This is a genomic window from Mycobacterium sp. NPDC049093 (assembly GCF_040704635.1).
Classification (GTDB): Bacteria; Actinomycetota; Actinomycetes; order Mycobacteriales; family Mycobacteriaceae; genus Mycobacterium.
In genome coordinates, this window is record NZ_JBEZJS010000009.1 from 196353 (window position 1) to 207923 (window position 11571).

Below are 11571 nucleotides of genomic sequence, written 5' to 3' on the forward strand. Positions count from 1 at the left end.
GCCCGGCACCGGAACCCGGTCATCGCGGTGATGTATGCCTTCGGCGCGCCTGCGCTCGGTGGGTAACTGGTAGTGGGCTCACAGCGTCGGCATAGAAATCAGGCGTTCACTGAAATACATGAAGGTCAGCGGACTGAAGAATGTGAAAGTGATCGCTGCGGTCGCCGGTGGTGCGGCCGTGGTGGGGCTGGGCGTGTTCGGAGCGGTCTCGGACGTTCACCTGGGGGCCGGCGAGTCCGTGGCTTCCGGATCCCACATGAACGTCGGCCAGACCAGCACGGAGACGACTCCTCCCACTGCGCCGCAGGTTTCGATGGCAGTACCTGCGATGAGGGGCTACACGCCGCCGTCAGGGTTCGCCGTCACGCACTGATCACGCGACCGAGCGTCGGTAGTGGTTTCACCGCCACCCGCCGCGGCTATACGTCGCGCGGAGGTGAGCGCATTGGGTAGCGCGAAGGAAAACATTCAGCGAAATCTGAAATTGGTCAGCGCCGGTGTCGGCGCGATCGGTGGGTTAGCCACCGCTGTGCTCGGAGTCGCCATGGGCGGAGGCGTCGCCGGAGCCCAGCAGCGGGTGGAACCACCTGCCATCACCACTGGACAAACGGTTACCGAGACGACTCCGCCGACGGCCCCGGAGACCTCGAAGGGCGCTCCGACTGTCTCGGCCACCACCCCGCCGGGGTTTGCCACGCCACACTGATCGCCGCTGATCTCACCGACCGGGGCCTGCGAAGTCGGGTTTACCACGCCTGCAGGCACCGGTAGGGAGGTCTGTGTGACAGGAGACGAACGCAACAAGCGGACCAAGTACGCGATGGCCGGTGTCGGGGCGATCGCAATGGCAGCGATGGGCGCATTTGGTGCGATGGTGGCCGAGGCGCCGAGCAGTGGCGCCGTCCCCGCTGTCAATGTCGGTGAAACCGTAACGAAGACAACGGCTCCCACCGAACTGGAGACATCTTTCGCCAAGCCGAAGGTGAAGGTGGACCTGCCCGACGGGTACGGCAACGGTTAGCGGCCGGGTGCCTCGCCGATGCTGGTGACGGTCGGCTTGTCCGTCGGTGCCGAACCGGTGCGGGTGGCTCGGATCAGGACCCGGTCGTTGACCTCGTACAGCGGTTTGACCGCGTCCGGCAGGGCATAGCTCTGGGTGAATCCGTCGTTGCTGCGCACCGTCACCGACGTTGCGCTCAGTTCGGTGATGGTGCCGGTTTGAAACAGGCTCGTACGGTAGCCGCCACCATCGGTCAGCACCGCCTCGCTGTGGATCGTGGCGGGATCGGTCCGGTCGTGGGACCGCCCGTCCATTCCTGGCCCGCCCATCCAGGGCGGCGGCCCGCCCTCTGCATTGGGCGGACCATGGCGGCCGGGGCCCTGCGTATCGGTGGCGGCATACACCGCCGCGCCGCCGAGCCCCGCAATGGCCGCCGCGATGCCGACTGCGGCAACAGTGGGTCGGATGCTCATGCGGACCACGTTGCCGGGGTTGGCTGTGTGCCGGCTGTGTGCGGGCTCTGGCCCAGGTGTGGCGATTCTTCACAGCTGGCGCATAGAGAGCGCTCAGTCGGGGCCTAACGAGCGGGCGAATAATGACCGGGTGAGCAGCACGACCAATGGCACCGATTCCGAGTCCGGGCGCGCCGTCATGCGCCGTGCCGATGGCAATCCGATCCAGGTCCTGGTAGTCGACGACGAACCCGTACTGGCCGAACTCGTGTCGATGGCGCTGCGCTATGAGGGCTGGGACATCGCTACTGCAGGTGACGGCGCGAGCGCCATCGCCGCAGCCCGGGAGAGCCCGCCCGATGTGGTCGTCCTCGACGTGATGCTGCCCGATATGAGCGGTCTGGACGTCCTGCGCAAACTGCGGGAACAGATTCCCGGCCTGCCTCTGCTGCTGCTGACCGCCAAGGATTCGGTGGAGGACCGGATCGCCGGTCTCACCGCCGGCGGCGACGACTACGTCACCAAACCGTTCAGCCTCGAGGAAGTGGTGCTGCGGTTGCGGGCACTGCTGCGGCGCACCGGAGTCACGAGTGAGGACGGCGGCGCCAAGATCGTCGTCGGCGATCTCGTGCTCGACGAGGACAGCCATGAGGTGACCCGGGCCGGTGATCAGATCACCCTGACCGCCACCGAGTTCGAACTCCTGCGCTTCATGATGCGCAACGCCAAGCGGGTGCTGAGCAAGGCCCAGATCCTCGACCGGGTGTGGAGCTACGACTTCGGCGGCCGGTCCAACATCGTCGAGCTGTACGTCTCGTATCTGCGCAAGAAGATCGACAGCGGGCGGGAACCGATGATCCACACGCTGCGCGGTGCGGGTTATGTCCTCCGGCCCGCGCGCTGAGGTGACGGCCGGGACCAGCGCCACCCGCTGGTGGTCACCGCGGACCTGGACCTTGCGGGCCCGGCTGGTGGTCACCCAGGTGGCCCTGCTGGCGGTGGTGTGCGCGAGTATCGGCGTGGCGACAGAGTTTGCGCTGCAACGGTTTTTGATGAACCAGCTCGACGACCAACTGATCGAGGCCGGCCGGCGCTCGGCCGCCATCTTCGAATTGCCGCCGCCGCCACCGGGAACCCCGCCACCGCCGGGGATGCACCGTCATCACCGTGTTCCGTTCGACCCTGAGGAGGGGCCGGGACCCGGATTCCTCAATGCCCCGGGGCAGGCCGCCCGCACGGTCGGAGCAGTGGTGGCCCCGAACCGTCCGGTCGACGCGGGGGTGATCACCGCTGACGGCGACCGCGTCGAGGTCAGTGCGGCCGCGGCCGTCCAGCTGTCCCAAGTCCCGGCCACCCGTGAGCCCGAAACCGTGGACCTCGACGGGCTGGGCCGCTACCGGCTCATCGGCCTGCACCCGCGTCACGGCGGCCCGCAGACCATCGTGACCGGGCTGCCGACCGCTGTCGTCGACGACACCCTGCTGTGGGTCCTCGGAATGTTCTGTGTGCTGGCGGTGATCGCGTTGATCGCCGCGACGACGGCCGGGACTCTGATCATCCGGCGCCAACTCGCCCCGCTGTCCCGCGTCTCTGCGGCGGCGCGACGGGTGGCTGATCTCGAACTCGACCGCGGCGAGGTGGAGTTGCCGACGCCGATCGTGCCGGTCGACCCCGCCAGCGCCCACACGGAGGTAGGCCAGCTCGGCAGCTCGCTGAACCGGATGCTCGACCGCATCGCCAGCGCGCTGTCGGCCCGGCACGCGAGTGAGACACGGGTGCGCCAGTTCGTCGCCGACGCCAGCCATGAGTTGCGGACGCCCCTGGCGGCGATCCGGGGCTATACCGAGCTGGCCCAGCGCAAACGTGATGACCTGCCCTCCGACGTGGCCCATGCGATGAACCGGGTGGAGTCTGAGACCACTCGGATGACGCAACTGGTCGAGGACATGCTGCTGCTGGCGCGCCTCGATGCCGGCCGGCCACTGGAGCGCGACAGCGTGGATCTGTCCCGGCTGATCGTCGACTCGGTGAGCGATGCCCACATCGCCGGCCCCGACCATCAGTGGGCGCTGGATCTACCCGAGGACCCCGTGGTGGTCGAAGGCGACGAGGCTCGGCTGCACCAGGTGCTGGCCAACCTGTTGGCGAACGCCCGAACTCACACCCCGTCGGGCACCTCGGTCACGGTGTCGCTGAAGCCAGACCGGGATGCCGTGCTGCTGAGCGTCGCAGACGACGGTCCCGGCATCCCCGCGACACTGCTGCCCGATGTCTTCGAACGGTTCGCCCGGGGAGACTCGTCGCGGTCACGACGGGAGGGCAGCACCGGGCTGGGTCTGGCGATCGTGGCCGCGGTACTCAAGGCACACGGCGGCACCATCGAGGTGAGCAGTACCGCGGGCTCGACCGAATTCGAGGTGCGGCTGCCGGTCGTCAGCTCACAGGGCACGCACAGGACGGACCAATCCGGCACCTAGCGGCCGCGGCAACGATGAGAACGTGACCCTTGTTGCCGCGCATCCCGCTGCCGAGGTGCAGGCGGCGACATACGGGGAGTCGACGCCTCGCAGCTCCACCCCGATCATTCAGCGCATCGCCCTGGGCCTGCTGTTGGCCGGCACCGCGGTGCTCTACCTGTGGAACCTGTCGATCAGCGGGTGGGCCAACGCGTTCTACTCGGCTGCCGCACAGGCCGGCGCCGAGAACTGGACCGCGATGCTGTTCGGATCCAGTGACGCGGGCAACGCCATCACCGTGGACAAGACGCCGGCGGCGCTGTGGATCAGCGACCTCTCGGTGCGCCTTTTCGGGCTGAGCTCGTGGAGCGTGCTGGTGCCGCAGGCGTTGATGGGGGTCGGTGCGGTCGCGGTGCTCTACGCGGCGGTACGTCGCGCGGCCGGGCCGTGGGCCGGTCTGCTGGCGGGCACCGTGCTGGCGCTGACGCCGGTGGCCGCGTTGATCTTCCGGTTCAACAATCCGGACGCGCTTCTTGTACTGCTACTCATCGTGGCGGCCTACTGCGTACAGCGCGGGATCGAAAAGGATGCCAGCCGTTGGTGGTTCGTCGGCGCGGGGGTCGCCCTCGGCTTCGGGTTCCTGGCCAAGATGCTGCAGGCATTCCTGGTGCTGCCAGGGATTGCCGTCGCGGTGCTGGTCGCCGGAGACCGCCCATTGGGCCGACGCATCCTCGATGTCGCCACCGCCGGCGTCGCCATGGTTCTCAGCGGTGGCTGGTACCTGGTGCTGGTGGAGTTGTGGCCGTCCTCGTCACGGCCCTACATCGGTGGTTCGCAGCACGACAGCGTTCTCGAATTGGCTTTGGGATACAACGGTCTGGGCCGGCTCACCGGTGACGAAACAGGTGGCCTCGGCAATCTGAACTTCGACGTCGGGCCGGGGCGGTTGTTTGGATCGCAAATGGGCGCCGACATCGGCTGGTTGCTGCCCGCGGCGCTGATCTTCCTGGTGGCCGGCCTCTACCTGACCCGCCGGGCCGCCCGCACCGACCCGACCCGCGCCGCTCTCATGCTCTGGGGTGGTTGGCTTCTGGTCACCGCGGTGGTGTTCAGCTTCATGAACGGCATTGTCCATCCGTACTACACCGTGGCACTCGCTCCGGCCATCGGTGCGGTCATCGGCATCGGGGCGACTCTGCTGTGGCAACACCGCACCGACGTGCGCGCCGCCACGGCGATGTCGGGCGCCGTGCTGGTAACCGCGATCCTGGCCGCAGTGCTGTTGGCCCGCAACGACGATGCGTTTCCGTGGCTGCGGGCGGCGGTGGCAGTGGTGGGTGTGGGTGCGGCGGTACTGCTGCTGATGGTCACGCGGTTGGAGCGCCCGATGGTGCGGGTCACGGCGGTGCTGGCGGTCGCGGCCTGCCTGGCCGGTCCGGCCGCGTACTCGATCGCCACCGCGTCCGCCCCGCACACCGGGGCGGTACCGTCCGTCGGTCCATCGCGTGGTGGCGGCGGATTCGGCGGAATGTTCGCGGCCCCCGATCCCGGGCCAACGCTGACCGCAACACTGGCCGCAGATGCCGACCACTACCGGTGGGCGGCCGCCGTGGTGGGCTCGTCGAATGCCGCCGGATACCAATTGGCCACCCGCGCACCGGTGATGGCGGTCGGTGGCTTCAACGGCACGGATCCGGCACCCACGCTCGACGAATTCCAGCGTCTCGTCGACGATGGCGACATTCACTACTTCATCCGATCCCGCATCATGGCCGGCGGATTCGGCGGACACACCCCCAGCGGCAGCCAGGCGGCCACCGAGATCGCGGAATGGGTCCAGGCCCACTACAACCCGGTCACCGTCGACGACGTCACCATCTACGACCTGACTCACCGTGCGTCGAACACATAGCCGGCGCATAGCTTCGCCCAACCCGGATCACAAGCCTGCGGAGAACGATGAACTCATGACAACCTTGGTCGAAGAACCCGAGCAGCGCTTTCATTTCGCGTCGCGGCCCAACGCCACACTCGCCGCGCGGGAGGCCGGGGTGCCGGTGCTCGACGTCGTCGTACCGGTGTACAACGAGCAGGCCACGCTCGCCCATTCGGTTCGCCGGCTGCACCGCTATCTCGCCGAGAACTTCGCGGTACCGGTGCGCATCACCATCGCCGACAACGCCAGCGTCGACGAAACCCCGCGTATCGCTGCCGAACTGGCCGCTGAACTCGACGACGTACGGGTGGTCCGGCTGGAGGAGAAAGGGCGCGGACGCGCACTGCGGGCGGTGTGGTCCGCTTCCGACGCACCCGTGCTGGCGTACATGGATGTCGACCTGTCCACCGACCTGGCCGCGCTTGCGCCGTTGGTGGCACCTCTGATCTCCGGCCACTCCGACCTGGCCATCGGCACCCGTCTGGGCCGCGGCTCACGGGTGGTCCGCGGCGCCAAGCGCGAGATCATCTCGCGCTGCTACAACTTCATCCTGAAATCGACTCTGGCAGCCCGTTTCTCGGATGCCCAATGCGGATTCAAGGCGATTCGCGCCGACGTTGCCCGCGAGTTGCTGCCCCACGTCGCCGACACCGGTTGGTTCTTCGACACCGAGCTGCTGGTGCTGGCCGAACGCAGCGGTCTGCGCATTCACGAGGTTCCGGTGGACTGGGTGGACGATCCGGACAGCCGGGTGGACATCGTCGCCACGGCGGCCGCCGATCTCAAGGGCATCGGGCGGCTGCTGCGCGGGTTCGCCAACGGGTCGATCCCGGTGAACACGATCGCCGCGCAGCTCGGGTCGTCGCGGATATCGGCTGCCCCCGGGTCGTTGCTGCGCCAGGCGGTGCGCTTCGGCGCGGTCGGTGTGGTGTCCACGCTGGCCTACCTGCTGCTGTTCACGGCTCTGCGGGCCGGCGTCGGTGCGCAGGCCGCGAACCTGATCGCCCTGTTGGTGACCGCGGTCGGAAACACCGCCGCCAACCGCCGGTTCACCTTCGGTATCGCCGGTTCGGGCAACGTCACCCGCCATCACCTGGAGGGGCTCACGGTGTTCGGGGTCGCGCTGGCCATCACCAGCGGATCATTGGGACTCTTGCACGTCGTGGCGCCCGTGCCGCACCGCGGCGTCGAACTTGCAGTATTGGTGGCGGCCAACCTGTTGGCCACCGTGGTGCGCTTCGTCCTGTTGCGCGGGTGGGTCTTCCATCCCGCGCGGACGCGGCAGGCCACCGCGCCGAATCGAGGGGTAGAACTATGACGACCATCGTCGACACGGCACCAGAAGCCGCCGCGGAGACCGCGGAATCACCGAAGACAGTGACGCCACCCTGGATTCGCCCCTCCTACTGGGCTCTGCTGGCCGGCACGGCCGTGCTCTACCTCTGGGGGCTGGGGTCCTCGGGGTGGGCCAACAGCTACTACGCCGCCGCGGCCCAGGCCGGGACCCAGTCCTGGAAGGCCTGGCTGTTCGGATCGCTGGACGCCGGCAACGCCATCACCGTGGACAAACCGCCGGCCGCGATGTGGGCAATGGGCTTGTCGGGCCGGCTGTTCGGCTTCAACGAGTTCACCATGCTGCTGCCGCAGGCGTTGATGGGCGTGGGCGCGGTGGCGCTGCTCTATGCCACCGTGCGACGCACCAGCGGCCCGGCCGCCGGCCTGATCGCCGGGGTGGCGTTGGCGCTGACACCGGTCGCGGCCTCCATGTTCCGCTACAACAATCCCGATGCACTCCTGGTCCTGCTGTTGGTGCTGGCGGCCTACTTCATGGTGCGTGCCGTCGGACCGGTGTCGGCACGGGCCAGCGCCGGGTGGGTGGCGTTGGCAGGATGTGCGCTCGGGTTCGCTTTCCTGACCAAGATGCTGCAGGCCTTCCTGATCGTGCCCGGTCTGGCCCTGATGTTCCTGGTCGCCGCGCCCGCGGTCGGTATGTGGAAACGCTTGGGTACCTTGCTGATCGGCGCGGCGACGATGATCGTCTCGTCGGGCTGGTACCTCGCGTTGGTGGCGCTGTGGCCGGCGGACTCCCGCCCGTATATTGCCGGATCGACCGACAACAGCCTGCTGCAACTGGCCTTCGGCTACAACGGGCTGCAACGCATCCTGGGGCAGGAGGGGCACGGGCCTGGCTCGGGCCCCGGCCCGGGTGGACCCGGTTTCGGTCACGGTCCGGGCGGCGGCCCCAACCTGATGTTCGGCGGTGACCCCGGGATCGGCCGGATGTTCGGGATGTCGATGGGCACCGAGGCGTCCTGGCTGTTGCCTGCGGCGCTGATCGGGCTGCTTGCCATGCTGTGGCTGACCCGGCGCACCGCGCGCACTGCCGGACCGCGGGCCGGCGTGCTGATGTGGGGCGGCTGGCTGCTCGTCACCGCTGTGGTGTTCAGCTTCATGGACGGGATCATCCACCCCTATTACACGGTCGCACTGGCGCCTTCGGTGGCGGCTCTGGTCGGCATCTCGGTCGTCGAATTGTGGCGGGTCCGTGCCCGATTGGCAGCCCGGCTGGTGCTGGCGCTGATGCTGGCCGGCACCGGGGTGTGGGCGTTCGTGCTGCTGGACCGGACGCCGGACTGGTTGCCGGCACTGCGTTGGATCGTGTTGATCGGCGCGGTACTGACGGCCGTCGCCCTGGCGATCACCGCCCACCGGGCGGGCAAGGTCCCTGCGGTGGTGGCGTTGGCGGCCATGGTCTTCGGGCTCGCGGCAACGGCGGCCTACACCGTCGAGACGGTGGCCAAAGTCCACGGCGGTGGGCCGATGGCGACCTCGGGTCCCAACCGGGACATGGGGTTCGGCGGGCCGGGCGGTCCCGGTGGTCCGGGTGGATTCGGGCGCGCCGATGACCCCGCGCTGGCCGAGCTCATTGCGGGTGCCGACGGTCGCTGGGCCGCGGCCAGTGTCGGCTCGATGCAGGTCAGCGATCTCGAGCTCAAGACGGGCGAGTCGTTGATGGCGATCGGCGGTTTCACGGGCAGCGACAACTCGCCCACGCTGGCGCAGTTCCAGCAATATGTCGCCGACGGTCAGGTCCGCTACTTCCTCGATCGGCCCGCGGGTGGGCGAGGCGGGCCGCCCGGACCGCCCCGTGATCCCGGCGGTAGCGCGGGGGAGATCACCACGTGGGTTCGTGAGCACTTCACCAAGAACATGGTCGGTGAGGTCCCGGTCTACGACCTGTCTGCGCCCGTCGCCTGACACCCAGACCGCGGCGGCCGTCCAGATCCCCCCGGCAGGACGGCCGCCGCCTGGGCGCACCCCAATCGGCTCAGCCTGATTCTTCCTCTGGCCCTGCCCGCGGCGCGGGGTTAGCGTCGATTCATGTCTGTCACCGACCAGTACCTGGCCAACAACGAGGTCTATGCCACGACCTTTTCCGGGCCGTTGCCGTTGCCGCCCAGCAAGCACGTTGCGGTGGTCGCGTGCATGGACGCCAGGCTGGACGTCTACCGGATCCTCGGCCTGGGCGACGGTGAGGCGCACGTCATCCGCAATGCCGGCGGTGTCATCACCGACGACGAGATCCGCTCACTGGCCATCAGCCAGCGGCTGCTCGGCACCAGGGAGATCATCCTGATCCACCACACCGACTGCGGCATGCTGACATTCACCGACGACGGGTTCAAACAGCAGATCCAGGACGAAACCGGAATCAAGCCGAACTGGGCCGCCGAGTCCTTCGTCGACCTGGCCGAGGACGTGCGTCAGTCGTTGCGCCGTATCGAGGCCAGCCCGTTCGTCACAAAGCATGAATCGTTGCGCGGCTTCATCTTCGACGTCGCCACCGGCAAGCTCAACGAGGTGACGCTCTAGCTCATCCCACCTTGTACGTCGCGATGGCCTTCGCCACCGCCCCGCCGTCAGGAGTGACGATATCCACCTCGCTGTTCACCAGGGACCTACCCTGACGCAACACGCGCCCGAGGCCGATCAGGTCGGTGGACCGGGCCGGCGCCAGATAGTTGATCGACATCGAGACCGTCACTCCGCGAAGCGAATCCGGAACCTCGGCACCCGCCCAGGCCGCTGCCATCACCGTGACGTCGGCGAGTGCGGCGATCGCACCCCCGTGCACCATGTCGGCGATCGTGATGTTCGACGGATCCCACGGCAAGCGAAGTCGGACCTCCGGACCGTCGAGGTTCTCGGCGACGATGCCGAGTTTGGCCACGAACGGCGACTGGGGGAGGAACTGCGCCATGACTTCCGGGCCGGTCTGGATGCTCATGGCGGCCAGTGTCTGTCGCCGGCGGTCAGCGTCTCAATTACCTGCGGGGTAAGCGCACCGTGAATCCGCCGTTCCCACGGGGGATGGCGCTGCTGGTGGCCGGTGCGCTGTTCATGGAGATCCTGGACGCCACGATCATCGCGCCCGCCATCCCGTTGATCGCCGCGTCGTTCGGTGTCGAGGCCGTCGATGTCAACGTGGCGATCTCGGCATACCTGGTGACGGTCGCGGTGTTGATACCGGCCAGCGGCTGGCTGGCCGACCGGTTCGGCGTCCGCCGGGTGTTCATCGGGGCGATCGCGGTGTTCACGCTGGCCTCGGTCGGCTGCGCGGTGAGTGCCTCGCTGCCGATGTTGGTGGGGATGCGGATCCTGCAAGGGGTCGGCGGCGCCATGATGGTGCCCGTCGGCCGCCTGGCGGTGTTGCGGCACAGCAGCAAGGCCGACCTCGTCCGGGCCATCGCACTATTGACCTGGCCTGCGCTGACCGCACCGGTGCTGGCTCCGGTGTTGGGTGGGGCCATCGCGACGATGGGCAGTTGGCGTTGGATCTTCGCGATCAACATTCCGATCGGCGTGATCGGAATCGTTCTGGCGCTCGGACTCGTCCGCGGCGGGCCGGAATCCGTGGTCCGATCGCTGGACTTGCCGGGCCTGCTCGCGCTCGGCTCGGGGATTGCTGCGGCCCTCATCGCGCTGGAGAACATCCGGGTCTCCGGCACCGATTGGGGACTGGTCACCGGATGCGGTGCCGCGGCAGTCCTACTACTCGGCGCGGCAATGTGGCGGCTGCTCACGGTGCCGGCCCCGCTGGTGCAACTGCGGGTGCTGCGGGTGCACACGCTGCGCATCACGGTGGTCGCAGGGTCGCTGTACCGAATGGTGATCACCGCGGTGCCGTTCCTGCTGCCGCTGCAATTCCAGCTGGAATTCGGCTGGACGCCGCTTGCGGCCGGCGTCATGGTGGCCGCGTTGTTCGCCGGGAACCTGACCATCAAGCCGGCCACCACCCCGTTGATGCGCAGGTACGGCATCCGAACCGTGCTGCTGGTCAACGGGGTGGCCTCGGTCGCGTGCTTCGGCCTGTTGGCCGCGTTGCAGCCGGGCGTGCCGGTCGCGGTGATGGCCGTCGTCCTCTATCTCAGCGGGGCGCTGCGGTCGATCGGCTTCACGGCCTACAACAGCCTGGCGTTCTCCGACGTCGACGGAGAGCACCTGACGCACGCCAACACGCTCAACGCCTCGGTGCAGGAGCTGGCGGCCGGCCTCGGCATCGCGGTGGCAGCCCTGCTGCTCAGCCAGTTCACCTCATACTCGGCGACCTACCTGGTCCTGGGCGCTTTGCTGGCACTGACCCTGGTCGCCACGGTGCGGCTGCCGCGACAGGCCGGTGCCCACGTCAGCGGGCATCGGGCCTGACGGTTGCCCGCCATTGACACC

At 68.2% G+C, this 11571-nt stretch carries 12 protein-coding genes; 10 read left to right on the forward strand and 2 right to left on the reverse strand.

Annotated elements, in window-relative coordinates; all coding sequences use genetic code 11:
* Positions 1 to 118: 118 nt before the first annotated feature.
* The 3 genes from AB0876_RS29970 (at position 119) to AB0876_RS29980 (ending at position 1021) form a co-directional block, all read left to right on the forward strand.
* Positions 119 to 373 (forward strand): hypothetical protein, encoded by a 255-nt coding sequence (locus AB0876_RS29970; RefSeq protein ID WP_526043716.1) that lies wholly within the window; start codon positions 119 to 121, stop codon positions 371 to 373.
* 63 nt (positions 374 to 436) lie between these two features.
* Positions 437 to 706 carry a hypothetical protein gene (locus AB0876_RS29975; protein ID WP_526043717.1) on the forward strand — a complete coding sequence of 90 codons (270 nt, stop codon included), beginning with the start codon at positions 437 to 439 and terminating at the stop codon, positions 704 to 706.
* 75 nt (positions 707 to 781) lie between these two features.
* Entirely contained in the window at positions 782 to 1021 is a 240-nt protein-coding gene (locus AB0876_RS29980) for a hypothetical protein (RefSeq protein WP_526043718.1), read from the forward strand.
* Here AB0876_RS29980 and AB0876_RS29985 read toward each other — a convergent pair.
* Positions 1018 to 1473, reverse strand: coding sequence for a hypothetical protein (locus tag AB0876_RS29985; RefSeq protein WP_526043719.1), 456 nt, complete (start codon positions 1471 to 1473; stop codon positions 1018 to 1020). The two genes, AB0876_RS29980 and AB0876_RS29985, sit on opposite strands and share 4 nt — an antisense overlap.
* A gap of 178 nt (positions 1474 to 1651) precedes the next feature.
* Between AB0876_RS29985 and AB0876_RS29990 the strand changes: the two genes are divergently transcribed.
* The 6 genes from AB0876_RS29990 to AB0876_RS30015 all read left to right on the forward strand — a co-directional run bounded on the left by AB0876_RS29990 (position 1652) and on the right by AB0876_RS30015 (position 9717).
* The gene (locus AB0876_RS29990; RefSeq protein WP_491842483.1) at positions 1652 to 2356 is read left to right on the forward strand and encodes a response regulator transcription factor; all 705 of its coding nucleotides are present in this window, start codon (positions 1652 to 1654) and stop codon (positions 2354 to 2356) included.
* On the forward strand, positions 2334 to 3929 hold the full coding sequence (locus tag AB0876_RS29995) for a sensor histidine kinase (RefSeq protein WP_526043720.1): 1596 nt from the start codon (positions 2334 to 2336) through the stop codon (positions 3927 to 3929). Before AB0876_RS29990 ends, AB0876_RS29995 begins: the two co-directional genes overlap by 23 nt.
* A 55-nt stretch (positions 3930 to 3984) precedes the next feature.
* A complete protein-coding gene (locus AB0876_RS30000) occupies positions 3985 to 5820 on the forward strand; it encodes an ArnT family glycosyltransferase (protein ID WP_526043757.1) in 1836 nt (611 codons plus the stop codon).
* A gap of 55 nt (positions 5821 to 5875) precedes the next feature.
* Positions 5876 to 7162: a bifunctional glycosyltransferase family 2/GtrA family protein gene (locus AB0876_RS30005; RefSeq protein WP_526043721.1), complete on the forward strand. Its 1287-nt coding sequence runs from the start codon at positions 5876 to 5878 to the stop codon at positions 7160 to 7162.
* Complete coding sequence (locus AB0876_RS30010; RefSeq protein ID WP_526043722.1) at positions 7159 to 9102, forward strand: glycosyltransferase family 39 protein; 1944 nt, start codon at positions 7159 to 7161, stop codon at positions 9100 to 9102. The genes AB0876_RS30005 and AB0876_RS30010 overlap by 4 nt, the downstream gene beginning before the upstream one ends.
* A 123-nt stretch (positions 9103 to 9225) precedes the next feature.
* The gene (locus tag AB0876_RS30015) at positions 9226 to 9717 is read left to right on the forward strand and encodes a beta-class carbonic anhydrase (protein WP_491842359.1); all 492 of its coding nucleotides are present in this window, start codon (positions 9226 to 9228) and stop codon (positions 9715 to 9717) included.
* A 1-nt stretch (position 9718) separates the two neighbouring features.
* On the opposite strand, the gene AB0876_RS30020 is transcribed toward AB0876_RS30015, so the two are convergent.
* Positions 9719 to 10132: a PaaI family thioesterase gene (locus AB0876_RS30020; protein WP_526043723.1), complete on the reverse strand. Its 414-nt coding sequence runs from the start codon at positions 10130 to 10132 to the stop codon at positions 9719 to 9721.
* An 83-nt stretch (positions 10133 to 10215) separates the two neighbouring features.
* On the opposite strand from AB0876_RS30020, the gene AB0876_RS30025 reads away from it, so the two are divergent.
* Positions 10216 to 11550: an MFS transporter gene (locus AB0876_RS30025; protein WP_526043758.1), complete on the forward strand. Its 1335-nt coding sequence runs from the start codon at positions 10216 to 10218 to the stop codon at positions 11548 to 11550.
* The last annotated feature ends 21 nt before the right edge of the window (positions 11551 to 11571 follow it).

Excerpts from the sequence above, each read along its gene's own strand:
- AB0876_RS30010 (WP_526043722.1), top strand. The coding sequence starts at position 7,159 with ATGACGACCATCGTCGACACGGCACCAGAAGCCGCCGCGGAGACCGCG.
- AB0876_RS30025 (WP_526043758.1), top strand. The coding sequence starts at position 10,216 with ATGGCGCTGCTGGTGGCCGGTGCGCTGTTCATGGAGATCCTGGACGCC.
- AB0876_RS29970 (WP_526043716.1), top strand. The coding sequence starts at position 119 with ATGAAGGTCAGCGGACTGAAGAATGTGAAAGTGATCGCTGCGGTCGCC.
- AB0876_RS30005 (WP_526043721.1), top strand. The coding sequence starts at position 5,876 with ATGACAACCTTGGTCGAAGAACCCGAGCAGCGCTTTCATTTCGCGTCG.
- AB0876_RS29990 (WP_491842483.1), top strand. The coding sequence starts at position 1,652 with ATGCGCCGTGCCGATGGCAATCCGATCCAGGTCCTGGTAGTCGACGAC.
- AB0876_RS30020 (WP_526043723.1), bottom strand. The coding sequence starts at position 10,132 with ATGAGCATCCAGACCGGCCCGGAAGTCATGGCGCAGTTCCTCCCCCAG.
- AB0876_RS30015 (WP_491842359.1), top strand. The coding sequence starts at position 9,226 with ATGTCTGTCACCGACCAGTACCTGGCCAACAACGAGGTCTATGCCACG.
- AB0876_RS29985 (WP_526043719.1), bottom strand. The coding sequence starts at position 1,473 with ATGAGCATCCGACCCACTGTTGCCGCAGTCGGCATCGCGGCGGCCATT.
- AB0876_RS29995 (WP_526043720.1), top strand. The coding sequence starts at position 2,334 with ATGTCCTCCGGCCCGCGCGCTGAGGTGACGGCCGGGACCAGCGCCACC.